Below are 21,682 nucleotides of genomic sequence, written 5' to 3' on the forward strand. Positions count from 1 at the left end.
CGGAACACGTCCGGCAGGTGCCTGCACCCGATCTGCACTGGCTTTCCTCCCGATGCACGTTGGCCTCCGGGTCCGCCTGCCTCTAACTGGATATCTCCTTAAAAGGAGGCAAATCATGTCCGCACGCCGTGCGTCAGAACACTCGCCCGGGGCCAAATTGCTGCTGCCGTTCCTGATCGGTGCGCTGCTCGCGATCCCACTCTCGCCATCTATCTCCTCGTCTATGATCGCCAGAACCAGTCGGAGACCGCCCAGGCCTCGATCGCGCAGGGCTGGGGCGGTGCGCAGGTCATTGCCGGGCCGGTGCTTGTCATCCCCTATTCGAAGCAGACCACTGAAACCGTCACCGAGAATGGCAAGCAGACCAGCAAGACCAGCACGAGCTGGCACGAGATGACGCTGTCGCCCGACAGGACGGTCGTGAAGACCGATCTGAAGCCCGATCTGCGCCACCGCTCGATCTACGACGTGGTGGTGTTCGAGGCGCGCAATCATGGCGGCGCGCGCTTCTCGCTACCCGTCGATCTCCAGCGTTTCGGCGTCGCGCCGGAAGCGCTCGCGCTCGACCGCGCGCAGATCCGTTTCGGGATCAGCGACGCGCGCGGCCTGTTCGGCTCGCCGCCGGCGGTGGCGATCAACGGCAGGGCCGTCTCGCTCCAGCCGGGTAACGGCATGCGCGAAACGGGTGGATCGGGCTTCTACGCCTGGTTCGATGCGGGCAAGTTGCGCGAGCATCCACTTGGCGTGACGTTCGACTATGCGGTGCGCGGCAACGGCTCGCTGGCGCTGGTGCCGAACGGTGGCGATACCGCATGGCAGGTCGTCTCGCCCTGGCCCAATCCGAGCTATCAGGGCGGTTTCCTGCCGGTCCGCAAGGCGCCGGTGGCCAGGGGCTTCGACGCCACCTGGCGCGTCGGCAACCTGGCATTGGGCAGTGCGCTCGTCGCCTTCGATCAGGCCGGCGGCGGCTCGTCGGAGGCGGTCGACGGGGACAATGGCAAGCGCCCGAATGTCGCCGCTGACCAGCATCAGGCGCGGGTCGATCTGCTCACCCCGGTCGATCTCTACAGCCAGGTCAACCGCTCTGTGAAATACGGTTTCCTGTTCATCGGCTTCACCTTCCTCGCCTTCCTGATGTTCGACGTGATCGGCGGGGTACGGGTGTCGGCGATCGAATATGGCCTGGTCGGGTCGGGGCTGGTGCTGTTCTTCGTGATGCTGCTCGCGTTCGCCGAGGTGATCGGCTTCGCCCCCGCCTACGGGGTGGCGGGCGGCGCGATCGTCTCGTTGCTGACCGCCTATTCGGCCGCGGTGCTGGGGAGCTGGCGGCGCAGCCTGTTCATCGGGGCGCTGATCGCCGCGCTTTACGGCGTGCTGTATGTCCTGCTCAGCCTTGAGGACATGTCGCTGCTGGTCGGCTCGGTGATGCTGTTCGTGGCGCTGGCGGCGGTGATGTACCTGACGCGGGGAATCGACTGGGGCGCAAAGCCGGAGCCGCGCGAGGCGGAAGCCTGATCTCCCTCTCCCCGCTTGCGGGGAGAGGGCAGGGGAGAGGGGCAGTGGGAAACGGTGATGTTCCCACTGCCCCTGTGCTGCATTCGAACACCGCCTCAAAACCACCGTTGCAACAAAATGAGCAATAGGGTTGCAGGCATAAATTTCGACAGGTGTCGCCGCACCCTCGACCAATGCCTATCGCACAGCCCACATTTTCGTCAGTGTGCAATCCGATTGCGGACTAGCGCAGCGCAAAGTGAAGGAAAATAGTCCATAAAAAATAATTTATATATCAATTAGATAGCATTTCATTGGACTATGTACGTCATTTGTTCTGGATTTTAGTCCACATGTGTGGTATGAATCGCACATCAGATAAGAGGGCGTCGTGGCTGAACCAAAAACATTCCGGGGAACTGATGAATTTATCGCGCTGGCGCGGCTTGCGCTTGGTGAGCGTCAGCAGGATGTACCCCTCTATCTTGGCAAGATAGCACGCCGTTACCGAACGAGCGCGCCGGAGTTGGCGGATGAGATCGGCGCACTTTTGAAGAATGCCTCGGGCCGTAGTTCGGCCCTGCGCCGTGAGATGGCAATGCCTCTGCCCGTCGATAGCGATTCCAGACTTCATCTGGTTCGAATGGAACGGCCAACCCGCGAAATGCCCGAACCGGTGTATGCGCCGGAAGTTGCGCGAGAGATTGAGACGATCATTCGCGAACGACAACAAGTCGAACGGCTGGCGGACGCTGGACTAGAGCCAACTAGGTCGGCTCTTTTCGTCGGTCCGCCGGGTGTGGGCAAGACGATGTCGGCTCGGTGGATCGCCTCTCAGCTCGATCTGCCTCTATTTATCCTCGACCTCTCAGCTGTGATGAGCAGCTTCTTGGGTCGTACGGGAAACAACGTGCGAGCGGTGCTTGATTACGCGAAGCGGCAAAGCTGCATCCTTTTGCTGGATGAATTGGACGCGATCGCCAAGCGGCGCGACGACGCAACCGAAATCGGCGAGCTAAAGCGGCTCGTCACGGTGCTGTTGCAAGAGATTGACGAGTGGCCGGCGGATGGCCTGCTCCTCGCCGCGACTAATCACCCCGAGCTTCTTGACCCTGCCGTATGGCGAAGATTTGACTCCATCGTGGCGTTCCCGGCTCCACAGCGGAGCGAGATCGAGCGGGCGATCCATGAGTATCTTGGCGACGAAATTCAAATAGGCAGGGAATGGATCGACATCATGTCGATCATCTTCGGCTCGATGAATTTCAGCGATATCAAGAAGCGCGTAATGGGGCTTCGCCGGGATTCGATGATGAACAATCGCAATATCGGCGAAGAGGTGGAAGATTACATCCACCGCTTCGTGAAGTCCTTGCCTCACGCCGATCAAATCTCTCTAGCGACCAAATTGTACGCGATCGAGGGCGTTTCGCAACGGCGCGCGGCGGAGATCACCGGCGTAAGCCGCGATACGCTGCGCAAGCGAGAAATCGTAAAGGAAACGAAGACTGACGCCCGGGAGACGACACATGGCTGAGAGAAAGAACTTTTTCCTAGGCAAGGGCGAGAGGCTGACTGAGCCGGTGACGCCCTCGGGTCGCAAGCTCGATAAGGAGCCGCCCTACACGTATGAGCAAGCGCGCGCGCGTCTCGCGCCGATGCTGGATCAGACGATGCGCGCTTTCGCCGAACTGCCCGAAGCGGCCAAGCCTAAAAGTGAAGTGGTCGGCGGGATCGTGCTGAACCCGGAATATATCGCCAAGAGCTACTATCCCGAGCGGGTCCTGAAGTTCTACGGGCTCAAAGCGGTCGGCAGCAAGCCGACGCTGGTCACGCCGGAAAGGCGCAGCCGCGACCGCGTTCCCGAAGAGAAGCCTACTACGAAGCTTTTCGTCGCCGGCGCGACGAGCAACTTCCGGCGTCTGCTGGCCGATATCGAGCGCGGCTCGATTGAGGAAGCGGTGCAAGGCGATCTGACTGCGTTGGAGCAGATCGATCCCATCGATGCGCAGGCCAAGATCAAGGGGCGGTTTTCCGAGCTTGAGGTTAGCCCGCTCGAAGCCGTACTCCACGCCAGCGAATTTCGCGGCGATCTGTACATCATCGAGGCGTTTCAAGAATACGTCGCCTCCTTTGGGCTAGAAGCGGACCTAGATCATCGTTTCCACGCGGGCGGGTTGTGCTTCATCCGCATGATGGCTCCGCGCGAGCTGCTAAGCGAGATTGCCCAGTTCTCATATCTCCGTGCGCTTCGCGAAATGCCGAGATTGCGGGATCTGTTTCCGCTGCGCAGTCTCAAGGCCAAGGCGACCGGTCACGTGACGCTTCCCGCCGCGCCTGCCGTCGATCCAAACGTCCGGGTCGCGATTTTCGACGGCGGGATGCCGGAAGGCACTATTCTGGAGCCGTGGGTGACGCGCTTCGATCCGCCGGGAATCGGCGCTCCGGTGCAAGAAGCTCTCGATCACGGTTACGCCGTGACCAGCGCGGTTCTCTTTGGTTCGCACAAACCGGGCGAGGCCCAGCCGCCGTTCGCGAACGTCGATCATATTCGGGTGTGGGATGTGGACTCGGGCGCCGATCCGCTGGAGCTCTATGACGTTCTGGAGCGGATCAAGAACACGCTCGATAGTTCGCCCAAGTATGATTTTATCAATCTGAGCCTCGGGCCGTCGCTTCCGATCGAAGATGACGATGTGCATGCATGGACGGCTGTGCTCGACGAATATCTCGCCGATGGTTCGTGCGTGGCGACCGTCGCGGTGGGCAACGATGGTGAGGCGGATGCGGATGAAAAGCTCAACCGGGTTCAGGTGCCGGCCGATACGGTGAATGGTCTTGCGATCGGCGCCAGCGATTGCGAGGAAAAGGCTTGGAAGCGGGCGAGCTATAGCTCCGTCGGACCTGGGCGCAGTCCCGGTGTCATGAAGCCGGACGTGGTCGCATTCGGCGGATGCCAGGACAAGCCTTACATGGTGCTGGGCCAGAATTCCGGTACTGCGCTCGTCCCGCAATGCGGGACGAGCTTTGCCTCGCCGCATGCGCTTCGTATCGGCACGGGCGTAAAAGCGAACTTCGGCGGCTCGCTTGACGCTTTGGCGGTCAAGGCGCTGCTGATCCATACGGCGGAGGAGGGGCAAGAGCCGCAGTCGGATATCGGCTGGGGTCGCGTTCGCGATGATATCGACGAAATCGCGGTCTGTCCGGACGGGGCGGTGCGCGTCGTTTATCAGGGCGAACTGACGGCTTCCAAATATCTGCGCGCTGCCATCCCGCTTCCCGACGAGGATTTGAAGGGCAAGGTCAGGATAAAGGCGACCCTTTGTTACACGACCGAGATCGATTCCGCGCATCCGGGCACATATACGAAGAGCGGGCTGGAGGTGTTCTTCCGCCCGCATGATGAGCGTTTTGAGGCCAACGCCTTGCACGCGAAGACCGAGCGGTTCTTCTCGCAGTCTAACCTCTACGACCACACCGAAGAGTCGATGCGCCGGGACGCGCATAAGTGGGAGACGTGCCTGAACGGCGAGGCCCGGAAGCTAGGAAAGAGCTACAAGAACCCGGTTTTTGATATTCACTACGTTGCGCGGGACGAAGGCCATGTAGAGAGGCAGAGTCTGAAGATCAAATACGCGCTGGTAATCACAATCGAGGCGCCGCGTCATGCCGACCTATATGACATGATAGTCCGCAAATACCGCAATATCCTCGAACCAATGGTGCCGCTCCAGGTCCCGATCCAGATTCAAGGTTAGCTTGGTATTGTGAATTCAAAGCTGATGCATTGTTATCGCCGCTAAGTAGCTGATTATAAATAAGTCCGCATGCAAACCTATTGCTCATTTTGTTGTCGTCGCGGGTCCGCTCATCCGATATGGACGCGCGAAGCAGTCAGGCGGCGAAGTCCCACTCCTTGCCCCTCGCGGTTTCGTCCCGTCGCCCACCAGACGTCGTACTTCAACAGCTAGCTACGCCACCTCAAATTACCCCGGTTCAGTTCAGCGACCGACTTCACCCCCATCAGCTTCATGTCCCGCTCGATTTCCGCCTGCAGCCGGGCGAGCACGCGCTCGACCCCCGGCTGCCCCGCCGCCGCCAGCGCATAGAGATATAGCCGGCCGCCCGAACAGGCCTTGGCGCCCACGCTCAGCGCCTTCAGCACATGGCTGCCGCGCCTGATGCCGCCGTCGCAGATCACGTCGATCTTGTCGCCGACCGCATCGACGATCTCGGCAAGCTGGTCGAAGGGCGACCGGCTGCCGTCGAGTTGCCGTCCGCCATGGTTCGACACCATGATCGCCGTCGCGCCGATATCGACCGCGCGCTTCGCGTCCTCGACCGACATGATGCCCTTCAGGCAGAATTCGCCGCCCCATTGGGCGCGGACACCCTCGGCCGTCTTCCAGTCCATCGACGGGTCGAGCATCTTGTTGAAATAATCGGCGACCGACAGCGCGACATTGGTTCCTTCGGACACATGGTCCTTCAGGTTCGACAGCTCGAACTTTTCGCGGAACAGATAATCGAGCGTCCAGCCGGGATGAGTCGCGAAGCTGATCGCGGAGGCGGGCGTCAGCCGCGGCGGCGAGGTGAAGCCGGTGCGCAGGCAGCGTTCGCGATTGCCCGACACGATCGTGTCGACGGTCAGCGCGATGCAGTCGAACTTCGCCTCCTTGCACCGCTCGACCAGCGCGTGGTTCAGCCCCTTGTCCTTGTGGATATAGAGCTGGAACATCTTGGGCGTGCTGATCGTCCGGCCGATTTCCTCGATGCTGACGGTCGCGAGACTCGAAATGCCGAACCAGGTCCCGAACTTTTCCGCCGCGCGCGCGACGCCGCGCTCGCCATGCCAGTGGAACAGTCGCTGCAAGGCAGTGGGCGACAGGAATAGCGGCATGTCGATCTTGCGGCCCATCACCGTGGTGCTCATGTCGATCGTCTCGACCCCCGCGAGCACGCTCGGCACCAGGTCGCACGACTCGAACGCCTCGGTGTTCCGCTTCTTCGTCGCCTCGTCGTCGGCCGCGCCGTCGATATAGTGATAGACGGGGCCGGGCAGGCGCTTGCGGGCGAGGGTGCGGAAATCCTCGACATTGTGGCAATCGCTCAGTCTCATATTTTGCCCCATTCGTTCATATGTTGGACTTCGTCCTACGATTCTTGCTCGACCCCCGCAATGTCGGCGATGATGCCTGCGTCGTTCCGGAATCTGCAATCATGCGGTGATCCGACGCCGCGGAGCACGCCAAAGGGTTGCACGCGCGCGCCGAAAGGCATAGCCGCGTCCGCGACGCACCATTTCGTTTCCGCCGGAGACTTTCAGGCATGGCCGAATTCAGACTGCCCCCGAACAGCCGACCGAAAAAGGGCGGCAAGGTCCATAAGGCAGCCGCCGACGCGAAGCGGGTCAAGAATTTCAAGATCTACCGCTACGATCCCGATGCGAACGAGAACCCGCATTACGACACGTTCGAGATCGATCTCGACTCGTGCGGCCCGATGGTGCTCGATGCGCTGATCAAGATGAAGTCGGAGCAGGACAGCTCGCTCACCTTCCGCCGCTCCTGCCGCGAGGGGATTTGCGGTTCCTGTTCGATGAACATCGACGGGAAGAACGGCCTGGCCTGCACCACCGCGATCGACGACGTGAAGGGCGACATCCGCATCACGCCGCTGCCGCACATGGAGGTGATCAAGGACCTGGTCCCCGACTTCACCCACTTCTACGCGCAATATTCCTCGATCAAGCCGTGGCTTCAAACCGTCACGCCGCCACCCTCGGGCAAGGAACGGCTCCAGTCGCCGGCCGATCGCGAGAAGCTCGACGGCCTGTACGAGTGCATCCTGTGCGCCTGCTGCTCGACCTCCTGCCCGAGCTATTGGTGGAACAGCGACAAGTTCCTCGGCCCGGCGATCCTGTTGCAGGCCTATCGCTGGCTGGCCGACAGCCGCGACGAGATGACCGGCGAGCGACTCGACGATCTTGAGGATCCGTTCCGCCTCTATCGTTGTCACACGATCATGAACTGCGCGAACGTCTGCCCCAAGGGTCTCAGCCCGGCCAAGGCGATCGCCGAGATAAAGAAGATGGAAGCAGAGCGGGTCGTCTGAGGCCCGTTGCGATGACTGACACCAACCCGCCCGCCACCTTCCTCTATGAGGAAGACCCGGATCATCCCGGTTGGATGCGGTGGGGCTTCACCGATCCGTCGCGCTACAACAGCTTTCTCGGCCCGATGCTGGTGCGGGTCGACGAGGGTATCGCGCGTGTCCGCATGACGCCTGAGCGGCGCCATTCCAATTTGCGCGACAGCGTGCACGGCGGGGCGATGCTCGGCTTCATCGATGTTTCCCTGTTCGCCGCCTCGCGCAGCTTCGGGCTGATCACGGCGGGGTCGGCGGTGACCCTCGATCTGTCGACCCAGTTCATCGGCGGCGGCCGCATCGGCGAGCCGCTTGAGGCACAGGTCGAGCTGCTGCGCGAGACTGGGCGCCTGCTGTTCCTGCGCGGGCTGGTCGTGCAGGGCGAGGACAAGGTCGCGAGTTTCTCCGCGACGATCCGCAAATCGGCGAAGACGGCTGCAACGACAGCGCAATGACGAACGCCCATCCTTCCTTCCCCGGCAAAGGCCGGGGTCCAGTCGGGAAGGCGGATGTAACTACCCACGACGCCCAATTTCTTCCGTCCCCCCGCTGGACCCCGGCCTTCGCCGGGGAAGAGGGGAGAGGGGCGGGGAACACTAGAACATCGAAGAATAGAGAATAATGCCCAACGTCTTCGCCCGTTACGAAGCCCTGATCGCCGCGGGCGAGTTGCGGCCCGATCCCGAACAGGCCGAGGCGGCCCGGCGCCTCAATGCGCTGGCCACCGAGCTTGAAGCGGCGCCGAAGCGTGGTTCCGTGCTGTGGCGCGCGCTGGGCAGGCGGCCCGACGCGCCGGCCGGCATCTATCTCTGGGGCGGGGTCGGGCGCGGCAAGTCAATGCTGATGGACCTCTTCTACGGCTGCATCAACATGCGGCGGAAGCGGCGAATCCATTTCCTTGAATTCATGCTCGACGTGCATGCGCGCCTGCGGGTCGAGCGCGAGAAGGAGGTGGGAGATCCGATCCTGCCGGTCGCCGCCGCGATCGCCGAGGAAGTGAAGGTCCTTTGCTTCGACGAGATCATGGTCACGAACAGCCCCGACGCGATGATCCTGTCGCGGCTGTTCACCGAGTTGCTGCGCCACGGGGTGACGGTGGTGATGACCTCGAATCGTCCGCCGCGCGACCTCTACAAGGACGGGCTCAACCGCGAGCATTTCCTGCCCTTCATCGAGCTGATCAAGGGGCGCATGCAGGTGCTCGCGCTCAACGGCCCGGTCGACTATCGCCGCGACCGGCTCGGCCATGTCGAGACCTGGCTGGTGCCCAATGGCGCGGAGGCGACCGCGCAGCTTTCCGCCGCCTTTTTCCGCCTGACCGACTATCCCCCCGAGGATCGCGACCATGTGCCGTCCGAGGAACTGCCGGTCGGCGGCGCGCGTACTCTGCACGTGCCGAAGAGCCTGAAGGGCGTCGCCGTCTTCTCGTTCAAGCGGCTGTGCGGCGAGGCGCGGGGTTCGGCCGATTACCTTGCGGTCGCGCGGCGCTTCCACACCGTGATCCTGGTCGGCATCCCGAAGCTTGGCCCGGAGAACCGCAACGAGGCGGCGCGCTTCGTCCAGCTGATCGACGCGCTGTACGAGCACAAGGTGAAGTTGCTCGCCGCCGCCGACGCCGCGCCGGGCGAGCTCTATGAGAAGGGCGACGGCCGCTTCGAATTCGAGCGCACGATCAGCCGGCTGGAGGAGATGCGCTCCGACGACTATCTTGAACAGGGCCACGGCGCGAACTGAGTCCCCTTCGACATCGCGCCGCACCCTGTTATCATGCCGTGTCCGGTCATGGAGGGAATGCGATGCTCGTCACCACCACCGAGAATGTCCCAGGCCACGCTGTCCGGGCGACGCTCGGCCAGGTCTTCGGCGTCGTCGTCCGCAGCCGCGGCATCGGCGGCAATATCACCGCCAGCCTGCGTTCGATCGTTGGCGGCGAGATCCCCGAATATACGCGGCTGGTCGAGGAAACGCGGCGCCATGCGATCGACCGGATGGTCGCCAACGCCGCGCTGATGGGCGCGAACGCGGTCGTGATGATGCGCTTCGACTCGGGCGAGATCGCCCAGGCGATGAACGAGGTGGTCGCCTATGGCACTGCCGTCATTCTCGATCCCGCGCCCGAATGATGCTGCGCACCTTTGTCCTGGTGGTCGCGATGCTGTTCTTCACGGCGGCGTTGATTGGCGCGGTGGTCGATCCGGCGGTGTGGCCGAGTGTGATCGGGGCGATATTGCTACTCGCCGGCATCCTGTTCGAGCGCCGTCGCTACGGCGCTTCTCAGGCGAAGCCGACCGGCAGCGCCTGGCGCGAAACCACTGAACGTTTTGTCGACGATGCGAGCGGCAGGCCGGTGACCGTCTGGTACAATGATGCCACGGGCGAGCGCCGATATGTCGACCCCGAAAGCAATCATCCGCTCTAAATGCACTTGCGAAGCACTTGCAATAAGTAAGAGAAAATACTGGTCTTTAGCGGTTGCCCCTAGGGCAAAACGCGCCTAAGCCGCCGCGCAGTTTCGCCGCATATGCGGCTTTATCACTGCGGAAAGGACGACGAATGGCCCGCAAGAAGATCGCGCTGATCGGCGCTGGCAACATCGGCGGGACGCTCGCCCATCTTGCTGCCCTCAAGGGTCTGGGCGACATCGTCCTGTTCGACGTGGTCGAGGGCGTGCCCCAGGGCAAGGCGCTCGATCTCAGCCAGTGCAGCCCGGTCGAGGGCTTCGACGCGAAGATCACCGGCACCAACGACTATGCCGATATCGCCGGCGCCGACGTCATCATCGTCACCGCAGGCGTCGCCCGCAAGCCGGGCATGAGCCGTGACGACCTTCTCGGCATCAACCTCAAGGTCATGAAGGCCGTGGGCGAGGGCATCGCCGCCAACGCACCCGGCGCGTTCGTCATCTGCATCACCAACCCACTCGACGCGATGGTCTGGGCGCTGCGCGAATTCTCGGGGCTGCCGCACCAGAAGGTCGTCGGTATGGCCGGCGTGCTCGACAGCTCGCGCTTCAGCCACTTCCTCGCCGAGGAATTCAAGGTCTCGGTCAAGGACGTCACCTCCTTCGTGCTCGGCGGGCACGGCGACACCATGGTCCCCGTCATCAGCTATTCGACGGTGTCGGGTATCCCCGTCCCCGATCTGATCGAAATGGGCTTCTCGACTCAGGAGCGGATCGACGCGATCGTCGCGCGCACCCGCTCGGGCGGCGGCGAGATCGTCGCGCTGCTCAAGACCGGCTCGGCCTATTACGCGCCCGCCACCTCGGCGATCTCGATGGCGGAAGCCTATCTCTACGACCAGAAGCGCCTGCTGCCCGCGGCCGTTCACCTGACCGGCCAGTACGGCGTCGACAATCTCTATGTCGGCGTGCCGGTGGTCATCGGCGCCGGCGGCGTCGAGAAGGTCGTCGAGATCAAGCTCGATGCCGAGGCCAAGAAGAATCTCGACGTATCGGTCGAGGCGGTCAAGGAACTGCTGGTCGCGTGCAAGGCTATCGACGGCAGCCTCGCCTGACCTCATTGTGCTCCCGCGAAGGCGGGAGCCCAGTCTGGGTCCCCGCCTTCGCGGGGGCCCAAGGAGGCGGGCGGTGCATGAGGATAAACCAGGCTTCGTCTACATCATGGCGAAGCAGAGAAATGGAACGATCTATATCGGTGTAACCAGCGACCTGCCTGCCCGAGCGTATCAGCATCGCAACGGCTTGGTCGAGGGCTTCACCAAGAAATACGACTGCAAATTGCTCGTCTGGTACGAGGCGCACGATACGATCGACGGTGCCAGATACCGTGAGTTGCAGCTGAAGAAGTGGCGCCGGCAGTGGAAGCTGCGAGAGATTGAAGCGATGAATCCGGACTGGGACGATCTGTTCGAGTCTTTGTTTTAGGTCTGGGCTCCCGCCTCCGCGGGAGCACTACGAAGCGGGAACGAGAAGAATATGGCAATCCTCGTCGACAAGAACACCAGGGTCATCACCCAGGGCATGACCGGTGAGACCGGCACGTTCCACACCAGGGCGGCGCTGGCCTATGGCACGCAGATGGTCGGCGGCGTCACGCCGGGCAAGGGTGGCACCACCCATATCGACCTGCCGGTGTTCGATACCGTTGCCGAGGCCGTCGCCAAGACCGGCGCGACCGCATCCGTCATCTATGTGCCGCCGCCCTTCGCCGCCGATTCGATCCTCGAGGCGATCGACGCCGAGGTGCCGCTGATCGTGACCATCACCGAGGGCATCCCGGTGCTCGACATGGTCAAGGTGAAGCGCGCGCTCAGCGGCTCCAGGTCACGCCTCATCGGCCCGAACTGCCCCGGCGTGCTGACGCCGGGCGAGTGCAAGATCGGCATCATGCCGGGCAACATCTTCAAGAAGGGCTCGGTCGGCGTTGTAAGCCGTTCAGGCACGCTTACCTATGAAGCTGTCTTCCAGACGTCGAATGCTGGCCTTGGTCAGACGACCGCGGTCGGCATCGGCGGCGATCCTGTCAACGGTACGAACTTCATCGACGTGCTCGAACTTTTCCTCGCGGACCCCGAGACTCAGTCGATCATCATGATCGGCGAGATCGGCGGCTCCGCGGAGGAAGAAGCGGCGCAGTTCCTGCGTGACGAGGCGAAGCGCGGTCGCTCGAAGCCGATGGCCGGCTTCATCGCCGGTCGCACGGCGCCTCCGGGTCGCCGCATGGGCCATGCCGGCGCGATCGTGTCGGGCGGCCAGGGCGGCGCCGAGGACAAGATCGCCGCGATGGAAGCGGCAGGGATCAAGGTAGCGGACAGCCCGTCCGAACTGGGCACGACGCTGCTGTCGGTGTTGAAGGGTTAACCAGGCCCCGCGTGCGGGGCCAAAGCGGCATCACCTCCCCAGGGATGCGCCGAGGAACAGCCAATGGGCTATGAAGGCCAGGATTTCGCTGACATCGCCGGGGGCGTAAGCCCGGCGTTCATCGACGCGCTGTACGCGCGGTACAAGGTGTCCCCGGACAGCGTCGAGCCGGGCTGGCGCGGTTTCTTCGAGGGGCTCGAAGGCAACGCAAGCGGCCCGAGCTGGGGGCAACCCAACTGGCCGCTGAGCTCGACCGACGATCTGACGGCGGCGCTCGACCCGACCCAGATGGAGCCTGCGCCCAAGCCCGCCAAGGGGGGCGCCAAGCCCGCCCCGGCTGCCGCCGCGCCGTCACAGGAAGATATCGTCCGGGCCGCCGCGGATTCGATCCGCGCGATGCTGCTGATCCGTACCTATCGGGTGCGCGGGCATCTCGCCGCCAATCTCGATCCGCTCGGCCTCTCCAAGCGCGAGATGCCGGCTGATCTCACGACCGAGTATCACGGCTTTTCCGACACTGATCTCGATCGCCCGATCTATCTCGGCGGCACGATGGGCCTGCAATGGGCGACGGTGCGCGAACTGGTCGGCATCCTGCGCGCGAATTACTGCGGCAATGTCGGCCTCGAATATATGCACATCTCCGACGTGGAGGAGCGCCGCTTCCTCCAGGAACGGATGGAGGGCAAGGACAAGGCGATCGAGTTCAGCCCGCTCGGCAAGAAGGCGATCCTCAACAAGGTGATCGAGGCCGAGCAGTGGGAGAAATTCTGCGGCCGGAAATATGTCGGGACGAAACGGTTCGGTCTCGACGGCGGCGAAAGCATGATTCCCGCGCTGGAAAGCGTCATCAAATATGGCGGCCAGTTCGGCGTGCGCGAGATCGTGTTCGGCATGGCGCATCGCGGCCGCCTGAACGTGCTGACCAACGTGATGGCCAAGCCGTTCCGCATCATCTTCCACGAATTCGGCGGCGGCTCCGACAATCCTGACGACGTTGCCGGTTCGGGCGACGTGAAATACCATCTCGGCACCTCCACCGACCGCGAGTTCGACGGGATCAGCGTCCATATGTCGCTGGTCGCCAACCCCTCGCATCTTGAGGCCGAAGACCCGGTCGTGCTGGGCAAGGTTCGCGCGATCCAGACGATCGCCGGCGACCTGAAGGAACACAAGGCTTCGCTGCCGGTGCTGATCCATGGCGATGCGGCGTTCGCCGGCCAGGGCATCGTGTGGGAATGCCTCGGCTTCTCCGGCATCCGCGGCTACAATACCGGCGGCTGCATTCACTTTGTCATCAACAACCAGATCGGCTTCACGACGAGCCCGCAATTCGCGCGTTCCTCGCCCTATCCGTCGGATGTGGCGAAGGGTGTCCAGGCGCCGATCTTCCACGTCAATGGCGACGATCCCGAGGCGGTGACCTTCGCCACCAAGATGGCGATCGAGTTCCGCCAGCGCTTCCACCGCGACATCGTGATCGACATGTGGTGCTATCGCCGCTTCGGCCACAACGAGGGCGACGAGCCGAGCTTCACCCAGCCGCTGATGTACGATCGAATCCGCGCGCATCCGCCGGTCAGCGAAGTCTATGGCGCGAAGCTGATCGAGCAGGGCGTGATCGACCGCGCCTGGATCGACGACAATATCGCTGCCTTCACCACCCTGCTCGAAGGCGAGTTCGAGGCGGGCGCGAGCTACAAGCCAAACAAGGCGGACTGGTTCGCCGGCCGCTGGTCGGGCCTGCACGCCCCGGCCGATGCCGAGAGCGCGCGGCGCAACGTCGAGACCGGGATCGAGACCAAGCTGTTCGATTCGCTCGGCCGCACGCTGACCACGGTTCCCGATGACCTGACCATCCACAAGACGCTCGGCCGCGTGATCGATGCCAAGCGCGAGATGTTCAAATCCGGCACCGGCTTCGACTGGGCGACGGGCGAAGCGCTCGCCTTCGGGTCGCTGATGTCCGAAGGCTATGGCGTCCGCCTGTCGGGCCAGGATTCGGGTCGCGGTACCTTCTCGCAGCGTCACGCGGTGTGGATCGACCAGAAGGACGAGCATAAATATCTGCCGCTCGCCCAGGTCGAGCATGGCCGCTTCGAGGTGCTGGATTCGCCGCTCAGCGAATATGGCGTGCTCGGCTTCGAGTACGGTTATGCGCTGGCCGATCCGAAGACGCTGGTGCTGTGGGAGGCGCAGTTCGGCGACTTCATGAACGGCGCGCAGATCATGATCGACCAGTTCATCGCCAGCGGAGAGGCCAAGTGGCTTCGCGCCAACGGCCTCGTGATGCTGCTGCCGCATGGTTATGAAGGCCAGGGCCCCGAACATAGCTCAGCGCGTGTCGAGCGTTTCCTGCAGCTCTGCGCTCAGGACAATATGCAGGTCGCCAACTGCACCACGCCGGCCAATTATTTCCACCTGCTGCGCCGGCAGATGCACCGCAGCTTCCGCAAGCCGCTGATCATCTTCACGCCAAAGTCGCTGCTGCGCCACAAGCTGGCGGTGTCCAAGGCGTCGGACTTCCAGGGCGACAGCCACTTCATGCGGCTGTTGTCCGATCCGTCGGGCATTGCGGATAACGAAGTGAAGCGCCTCGTGCTGTGCACCGGCAAGGTCGCCTATGACCTGATGGAGGCGCGCGACGCGGCGGGCGACAAGAACACCGCGATCGTCCGTGTCGAGCAGCTCTATCCTTTCCCGGGCGAGCCGCTGGTCGCCCGCCTGAAGAAGATGACCAATCTCGAAGAGGTCATCTGGGCGCAGGAAGAGCCAAAGAACAACGGCGCGTGGAGCTTCGCCGAGCCCTATCTCGAGGAATGCCTCATCCAGGCCGGCGGCAAGCCGCAGCGCGCGCGCTATGCCGGCCGCGCGGCATCGGCGTCGCCAGCGACTGGCCTGATGAAGCGCCACCAGATGGAACAGGCCGCGCTCGTCGCTGACGCGCTCGGCCACAATGTCCGCGAAGAAATCCGCCGCACGCGCAAATCATAAGCCCGCATCGGCGGCACGAGGAAAAGAAGATGGCAACCGAAGTCAATGTCCCCACCCTGGGCGAATCGATCACCGAGGCGACGCTTGGCGAATGGCTGAAGCAGCCCGGCGACCCGGTCGCCGTCGACGAGCCGATCGCCAGCCTGGAGACCGACAAGGTCTCGGTCGAGGTGCCCTCGCCCGTCGCCGGTGTGATGGGCCAGCAGGCGGTGAAGGTCGGCGACACCGTCCAGGTCGGCGCGATGATCGCGACGATCGAGGCTGGCTCGGGCGCGCCAGCGGCAACGGCGCAGCCCCCCGCGGCTGCCCCTGCTCCCGCCGCTGCAGCTGCCGCACCCGCACCCGCTGGTGATGGTCCCGCCGCGCTGTCCCCGTCGGTCCGCCGCGCGGTGCTTGAGCACGGCGTCGATCCAGCGACGGTCGTGGGCACCGGCAAGGACGGGCGCATCACCAAGGACGATGTGATCGCCGCCGCCGCGACGCCTGCGCCGGTTGCTGCGCCATCGCCCGAACCGCAGGTCGCCCCGTCGGTCGCCGCGTCGACCGGTCGCAAGGAAGAGCGCGTCCGCATGACGCGCCTGCGCCAGACCATAGCGAAGCGGTTGAAGGAAGCGCAGAACACCGCGGCCATGCTCACCACCTTCAACGACGTCGACATGACGGCGGTGATCGAGGCGCGCGCCAAGTACAAGGATCTGTTCGAGAAGAAGCATGGCGTCCGTCTCGGTTTCATGGGTTTCTTCGCCAAGGCCGCCTGCCTCGCGCTGAAGGACGTGCCCAGCGTCAACGCCTCGATCGAGGGCGATGAGATCGTCTATCACGACTATGTCGACATCTCGGTCGCCGTGTCGGGTCCGGGTGGCCTGGTCGTTCCCGTGGTGCGCGATGCCGACCAGCTTTCGGTCGCGGGGATCGAGCGCACGATCGGCGATTTCGGCAAGCGCGCCAAGGACGGCACCCTGAAGATGGAGGAGATGAAGGGCGGAACCTTCACCATCTCCAATGGCGGCGTGTTCGGATCGCTGATGTCGACCCCGATCATCAACCCGCCCCAGGCGGCGGTGCTCGGCCTTCATCGTATCGAGGATCGCCCGGTCGTTCGCGACGGCCAGGTCGTGGTCCGCCCGATGATGTACCTCGCGCTCAGCTACGATCATCGCCTGATCGACGGCCGAGAGGCGGTGACGTTCCTCGTCGCGTTGAAGAACGCGATCGAGGATCCGACCCGGATTTTGATTGATCTTTGAACCGGCCTCCGTTCGTCCCGAGCAGCCATCGAGCTTGTCGAAATGGCGTATCGAAGGACAGGTCTCACGCCATGTCCTTCGATACGGGTCTTCGACAAGCTCAGCCCCTACTCAGGATGAACGGAAGTCCTTATTTGCCATCACGCCCTTTGCGATCGAGATAGACAATGGCTGACTATGATTTCGACGTCCTGGTAATCGGCTCAGGTCCGGGCGGCTATGTCGCCGCGATCCGCGCGGCGCAGCTCGGACTCAGGACCGGCTGTGTCGAGGGCCGCGAGACGCTTGGCGGCACCTGCCTCAATGTCGGCTGCATCCCGTCCAAGGCGATGCTGCACGCGTCGGAACTGTATGACGAGGCGGTCTCGGGCCGGCTCGCCAAGCTCGGCGTGAAGGTCGAGACCAGCCTCGATCTCGACACCATGCACGGCCAGCGCAAGGACGCGGTCAAGCAACTCACCGGCGGCATCGAGTTCCTGTTCAAGAAGAACAAGGTCGAATGGCTCAAGGGCTATGCGGCGTTCACCGGCAAGGACAGCGTCAAGGTCGGCGACCGCGAGGTTCGCGCGAAGAACATCATCATCGCGACCGGCTCCTCGGTCACCCCGCTGCCGGGCGTGACCATCGACCAGAAGGTCGTGGTGGATTCGACCGGCGCGCTTGAGCTGCCGTCAGTACCGAAGCATCTGGTGGTGATCGGCGGCGGCGTGATCGGGCTCGAGCTCGGCTCGGTCTGGCGGCGTCTTGGGGCGAAGGTCACGGTCGTCGAGTTCCTCGACCAGATCCTGCCCGGCTTCGACGGCGATGTCCGCAAGGAAGCCAACAAGATCATGAAGAAGCAGGGGCTTGAATTCCGCCTCTCGACCAAGGTCACCGGCGTGGTCGTCGATGGCGACACCGCGACGCTCACTCTCGAGCCCGCGGCTGGCGGTGACGCCACGACGCTTGAGGCCGATGCGGTGCTCGTGTCGATCGGGCGCCGGCCCAACACCGAAGGCCTCGGCCTCGACAAGGCAGGTCTCGCGACCAACCAGCGCGGCCAGGTCGAGACCGACCACCGCTTCCTCACCTCGGTTCCCGGCATCTGGGCGATCGGTGACGTGATCCCCGGCCCGATGCTCGCGCACAAGGCCGAGGATGAGGGTATCGCGGTGGCAGAGAACATCGCCGGCCTCACCGGTATCGTGAACCATGATGTGATCCCGAGCGTCGTCTATACCAGCCCGGAGATCGCCGGCGTCGGCCTGACCGAGGAAGCGGCGAAGGAGCGTGGCGAGGTCAAGGTCGGCAAGTTCCCGATGGTCGCGAACTCGCGCGCCAAGACCAATCATGAGCCGGACGGCTTCGTGAAGGTGATCGCCGATGCGAAGACCGACCGCGTGCTCGGCGTATGGATCATCGCCTCGGTTGCCGGCACGATGATCGCACAGGCGGCGCAGGCGATGGAGTTCGGCGGCACTTCCGAAGACATCGCCTATACCTGCCACGCTCACCCGACTCATTCGGAAGCGATCAAGGAAGCCGCGATGGCGGTGCTCGGCAAGCCGATCCACATCTGATCGCGTCATTCCCCTGGCTGTTTCCCCGGCGAAGGCCGGGGTCCAGTTCGGGGACGCCGAACGCAACTCGTCGCGCGTCGTTACCACGTTCTTCGCGACTGGACCCTGGCCTCCGCCGGGGATTGCTTATCTCCGGCCGCCAGCCCCTTCTTCGCTCGAAACGAACGGAGGGCGAAGTTCCGGCTCAGGCCTACAGATGGCGTCAGACCGCTCGCACGCCCCAGGGTCCGGCTGGCTCCTTGCCCCGCGTGACGATCGCGACCACTGCCGTCAGCGCCGCCGCGGCGCCTGTCGCGAGCCACAGCGCGCCCGTATCGAACGCCGCGTAGCAGCGCGCGCCGATCACCACGCCGCAGACGAAGCCGAGCCACAGCAGCAGATAACGCACCCAGGTCCAGCGATCGGCGTCACCCATCAGCGCACCTGCCAGCCGCTGCGCCATCCGTACCAGCGACCCGGTCATATAGGTCAGGCCGATGCTCACCTCGCCGTCGCGCAGGAACAGGCCGTTCTCCGCGCCCATCGCGGCGGCGAGCAGCAGCAGCGCCTTGGTGTTGGGCTGCACCTGCATGATCGTCGCGGCCGTGCCGAGCAGTATCGTGACGGCGATCATCACCGCCGCCTGCGCATGCTTCGCCCAGCGTCGCGCGATCACCGTCGCGATCATCACCCCGCTGATGAAGCTCAGCAGCAGCGCACCGGCCATGCGTACTTCGTCATGGCGTTCGGTGGCGAACGCGACGCCAAGCCGGGTCGAGTTGCCGCTCATGAACGAGGCGAAGAATCCGCCTAGGCTTGAATAGGCCAGCGCGTCGACGAATCCGGCAAGAGCGGCGAGGCAGGTGGCAAGGGCGATCATCGACGGGCGATAGCGTTGCATGGCACCGCTATGTCGCACTGCGCCGCGACTTTCCATAGCCTGGGCAGGTCAATCGCAGCCACGCCATTCGTCCCGACGTGTCACCGAGCTTGTGGAAAGGGCATATCGACAGGCAGATGTATCTCGATACGGATTCTCGACACGTTCGACCCCTACTCGATACGGGCGGCAGGGAGTAAGGCACGATCAATGCTTCCTCACGCTCCCTGGCAATTCGGCTCGATCCTTCCCTGGCTCGACCTGTTCGGTATCGCGATGTTCGCCACCACCGGTGCGCTCGCCGCGACCCGGCGCGGGCAGACATTCGTCACGGCTGCCTTCTTCGCTCTGATCACTGGCGTCGGGGGCGGATCGGTCCGCGACCTGCTGATCGGCGCGCCGGTTTTCTGGGTGCATGATCCGCTGGTCGCCGCGGTCTGCCTCGCGGTCGCCGGGCTGGTGTGGATCACGCCTCAGGCCTGGTGGAAGGACAAGGCGCTCGACTGGCTCGATGCGGTGGGCCTAGCCGCCTATGCCGTGTTCGGCGCGGCCAAGGCGCTCGCCTTCGGCGTTCCCCCCGTGCCGGCCGCGCTGATGGGGGTCATGACCGCCTGTGTCGGCGGCATCATCCGCGACGTACTGGCCGGGGAGCCGTCGATCCTGATGCGCCCCGAACTCTATGTGACGGCGGCCGCGCTCGCCGCCGGGCTGCATGTCCTTCTCGTTCTGATCGGCGTTCCTGCCTTCGGGGCGGCGGTGGCGGCGGCGGCGGCCGGCTTCAGCCTGCGCGCCGCGGCGATCCACTGGAACCTTGCATTGCCGAGCTATCGCGGGCGTCGATAGGGACTCGTCGCTTCAGCCTCAGCGTTCCCTGTCGCGGCCGGGTCCAGGTTGCTGGCGCTGGGCTGCGCGTTGCTGTTGCTCGGCCGCGCGTTGCTGAGCCGCCTGTTGTTGTGCCTGCTGGCGTTGTTGCATCTGCTGCGTCCGTTGCTGCTCCATCTGCTGGTGTTGCGCGTCACGTTGCTGCCGCATCTGCTCGCCGCGCTGTTCGGCGGTCCGCTGCTGGGCCTGTTGTGCGGCGCGTTGTTGATCTGCCTGCTGGCGTTGCGCCTCGCGCTGCTGCTGCATCTGCTGGCCACGCTGCTCGTTGGTGCGCTGGCGGACTTGTTGTTGTTGCGCGGCGCGTTGCTGTTCGGCCTGCTGGCGTTGCACCTCACGCTGCTGGCGTGCCAGTTGGCCGCGCTGCTCGACGGCCTGCTGCTGCGCCTCTTGTTGCTGCACGGCGCGGTGCTGTTCGACCTGCTGGCGCTGCGCGTCGCGCTGCTGGCGTATCCGTTGCCCGCGCTGGTCGACGGCTGCCTGCCGTTCCTGGAGCGCGCGCTGCTGGTCGATCTCGGCATGCTGACGGGCGGCGTCGCGTTGCGCATTGGCCTGGATGCGTTGCGCCTGCTGCTGCTCGGCCGCCTGCTGCCGCTGCCGGTCTTGCACAAGGCGCTGCTGCTCGGCAACGGCGCGCTGCTGCGCCATGTCGCGCTGGGCTTGTCGCTGGAGATCGGCGGCACGCTGGTCCTGCTGTCGTGCCTGATCGATCTGGCGGGCGCCATCACGACGGTCGGCGCGGCCCGTGTCCGGCGCGTAGAGGTGCGGCGGTCGGCCCGGCTGGCCCTCGCGCTGCCAGGCGGCGAAGCGCTCCGCCGCCTGAGCGCGCGCGATCCTTTCAGGCTGGAGGCGCTGGCTTTCCTCGGTCGCATGGCGCTGGCGATAGGCTTGCCAGTCCGGCACGCGCTGGCGCGCTTCGCTCCAGTCTGCGCGGGCCGCGGCCAGCACCGCCCGGCGTTCCGCCCACTGCGCCGCCGCCACGCCCCGCTGCTCGCGCTCCCGCGCGGCAATACGCAACGCGCGCGCGCGGGCATAATAGCGTGATGCCGCTTCCGCCTGGCGCTGCGCCTCGATCGCCTCGATGAACCTGCCGTCGCGACCATAGACGGTGACGATCCGTCCGTCGCGATAGCCATAGCTGTAATAGGGGTCGCGAACGAGATAGGGCTCGTCGGCGCCCGGCTCATAATAATAATAGCGATAGCCGTCGTCGATCGGCTCGGCATAGGTCACATAATCCCCACTGGTCTGCCACACCCAGGGTTCGACGCCATCATAGTCGAAAGAATAATCGGGCGGGGCATCGCCGATCGTGTCGCTGATCCAGTCGGCGCGATCGATCCACGCATAGCGATCATCACGGGGCGCATCGGCATAGCCAAGCCGCTGGACCGCGGGCAGTGCGGCTGTCGGCGGGGCACGGCGGATCGGTGTCGCCGGCCCCGCGACCAGCGGCTGGACCTGGGGCAAAGGCGGCAGCGTCGCCGCCGTCGTCGCCTGATTGTCGACACTGGCCTGCCGCTGCTGCGGCCCGCAGGCGGCAAGCGCCAGGGCGAGCGCGGCCGCGCTCGCTGCGCTCAGTAAAATGCGTGTCTTTCCAGCCATGGCGAATGTTCCTCTGGCAGTGAAGCTGCTTGAGTGGTGGCACAACGCGTCTGAACCTGTTCTGGACCCGTGGTTC

Annotated in this window: 18 protein-coding genes; 15 read left to right on the plus strand and 3 right to left on the minus strand. The window is 64.2% G+C overall.

Annotation, left to right across the window (positions count from 1 at the left end; translation table 11 throughout):
• The first annotated feature begins 207 nt into the window (after positions 1-207).
• The 3 genes from creD to NDN01_RS00740 all read left to right on the plus strand — a co-directional run bounded on the left by creD (position 208) and on the right by NDN01_RS00740 (position 5,252).
• Positions 208-1,515 carry a cell envelope integrity protein CreD gene (gene creD / locus NDN01_RS00730; protein ID WP_272628438.1) on the plus strand — a complete coding sequence of 436 codons (1,308 nt, stop codon included), beginning with the start codon at positions 208-210 and terminating at the stop codon, positions 1,513-1,515.
• Positions 1,516-1,885: 370 nt separating this feature from the next.
• Positions 1,886-3,031: an ATP-binding protein gene (locus NDN01_RS00735; RefSeq protein ID WP_272625229.1), complete on the plus strand. Its 1,146-nt coding sequence runs from the start codon at positions 1,886-1,888 to the stop codon at positions 3,029-3,031.
• Positions 3,024-5,252 carry a S8 family peptidase gene (locus tag NDN01_RS00740; protein ID WP_272625230.1) on the plus strand — a complete coding sequence of 743 codons (2,229 nt, stop codon included), beginning with the start codon at positions 3,024-3,026 and terminating at the stop codon, positions 5,250-5,252. The genes NDN01_RS00735 and NDN01_RS00740 overlap by 8 nt, the downstream gene beginning before the upstream one ends.
• Positions 5,253-5,461: 209 nt before the next feature.
• Here the strand turns inward: NDN01_RS00740 and NDN01_RS00745 are convergent, their stop codons facing one another.
• On the minus strand, positions 5,462-6,613 hold the full coding sequence (locus NDN01_RS00745; RefSeq protein ID WP_272625231.1) for an alpha-hydroxy acid oxidase: 1,152 nt from the start codon (positions 6,611-6,613) through the stop codon (positions 5,462-5,464).
• A 209-nt stretch (positions 6,614-6,822) separates the two neighbouring features.
• Here NDN01_RS00745 and NDN01_RS00750 point away from each other — a divergent pair, with 209 nt between their 5' ends.
• The 11 genes from NDN01_RS00750 (at position 6,823) to lpdA (ending at position 18,263) form a co-directional block, all read left to right on the plus strand.
• Complete coding sequence (locus NDN01_RS00750) at positions 6,823-7,608, plus strand: succinate dehydrogenase iron-sulfur subunit (protein ID WP_272625232.1); 786 nt, start codon at positions 6,823-6,825, stop codon at positions 7,606-7,608.
• 11 nt (positions 7,609-7,619) lie between these two features.
• Positions 7,620-8,096, plus strand: coding sequence for a PaaI family thioesterase (locus tag NDN01_RS00755; protein ID WP_272625233.1), 477 nt, complete (start codon positions 7,620-7,622; stop codon positions 8,094-8,096).
• 166 nt (positions 8,097-8,262) lie between these two features.
• Positions 8,263-9,375, plus strand: coding sequence for a cell division protein ZapE (gene zapE / locus NDN01_RS00760; RefSeq protein ID WP_272625234.1), 1,113 nt, complete (start codon positions 8,263-8,265; stop codon positions 9,373-9,375).
• Between the two features lie 62 nt (positions 9,376-9,437).
• Entirely contained in the window at positions 9,438-9,764 is a 327-nt protein-coding gene (locus NDN01_RS00765; protein ID WP_272625235.1) for a YbjQ family protein, read from the plus strand.
• Positions 9,761-10,060 carry a hypothetical protein gene (locus tag NDN01_RS00770; RefSeq protein WP_272625236.1) on the plus strand — a complete coding sequence of 100 codons (300 nt, stop codon included), beginning with the start codon at positions 9,761-9,763 and terminating at the stop codon, positions 10,058-10,060. Before NDN01_RS00765 ends, NDN01_RS00770 begins: the two co-directional genes overlap by 4 nt.
• Before the next feature lie 134 nt (positions 10,061-10,194).
• Complete coding sequence (gene mdh, locus NDN01_RS00775; RefSeq protein WP_272625237.1) at positions 10,195-11,157, plus strand: malate dehydrogenase; 963 nt, start codon at positions 10,195-10,197, stop codon at positions 11,155-11,157.
• 106 nt (positions 11,158-11,263) lie between these two features.
• Positions 11,264-11,527: a GIY-YIG nuclease family protein gene (locus NDN01_RS00780; protein WP_443025272.1), complete on the plus strand. Its 264-nt coding sequence runs from the start codon at positions 11,264-11,266 to the stop codon at positions 11,525-11,527.
• A 51-nt stretch (positions 11,528-11,578) separates the two neighbouring features.
• Positions 11,579-12,463 (plus strand): succinate--CoA ligase subunit alpha, encoded by an 885-nt coding sequence (gene sucD, locus NDN01_RS00785; protein WP_272625239.1) that lies wholly within the window; start codon positions 11,579-11,581, stop codon positions 12,461-12,463.
• Positions 12,464-12,526: 63 nt separating this feature from the next.
• The gene (locus tag NDN01_RS00790) at positions 12,527-15,457 is read left to right on the plus strand and encodes a 2-oxoglutarate dehydrogenase E1 component (protein WP_272625240.1); all 2,931 of its coding nucleotides are present in this window, start codon (positions 12,527-12,529) and stop codon (positions 15,455-15,457) included.
• A 29-nt stretch (positions 15,458-15,486) separates the two neighbouring features.
• On the plus strand, positions 15,487-16,704 hold the full coding sequence (gene odhB, locus NDN01_RS00795) for a 2-oxoglutarate dehydrogenase complex dihydrolipoyllysine-residue succinyltransferase (protein ID WP_272625241.1): 1,218 nt from the start codon (positions 15,487-15,489) through the stop codon (positions 16,702-16,704).
• 167 nt (positions 16,705-16,871) lie between these two features.
• Positions 16,872-18,263 carry a dihydrolipoyl dehydrogenase gene (gene lpdA, locus NDN01_RS00800; RefSeq protein WP_272625242.1) on the plus strand — a complete coding sequence of 464 codons (1,392 nt, stop codon included), beginning with the start codon at positions 16,872-16,874 and terminating at the stop codon, positions 18,261-18,263.
• A gap of 202 nt (positions 18,264-18,465) precedes the next feature.
• On the opposite strand, the gene NDN01_RS00805 is transcribed toward lpdA, so the two are convergent.
• Positions 18,466-19,143 carry a YoaK family protein gene (locus NDN01_RS00805; protein ID WP_272625243.1) on the minus strand — a complete coding sequence of 226 codons (678 nt, stop codon included), beginning with the start codon at positions 19,141-19,143 and terminating at the stop codon, positions 18,466-18,468.
• Positions 19,144-19,332: 189 nt separating this feature from the next.
• Here NDN01_RS00805 and NDN01_RS00810 point away from each other — a divergent pair, with 189 nt between their 5' ends.
• The gene (locus tag NDN01_RS00810; RefSeq protein WP_272625244.1) at positions 19,333-19,965 is read left to right on the plus strand and encodes a trimeric intracellular cation channel family protein; all 633 of its coding nucleotides are present in this window, start codon (positions 19,333-19,335) and stop codon (positions 19,963-19,965) included.
• Between the two features lie 18 nt (positions 19,966-19,983).
• On the opposite strand, the gene NDN01_RS00815 is transcribed toward NDN01_RS00810, so the two are convergent.
• Positions 19,984-21,606, minus strand: coding sequence for a hypothetical protein (locus NDN01_RS00815; RefSeq protein ID WP_272625245.1), 1,623 nt, complete (start codon positions 21,604-21,606; stop codon positions 19,984-19,986).
• Positions 21,607-21,682: the final 76 nt, after the last annotated feature.

Source organism: Sphingomonas sp. QA11, from assembly GCF_028473665.1.
GTDB lineage: Bacteria > Pseudomonadota > Alphaproteobacteria > Sphingomonadales > Sphingomonadaceae > Sphingomonas > Sphingomonas phytovorans.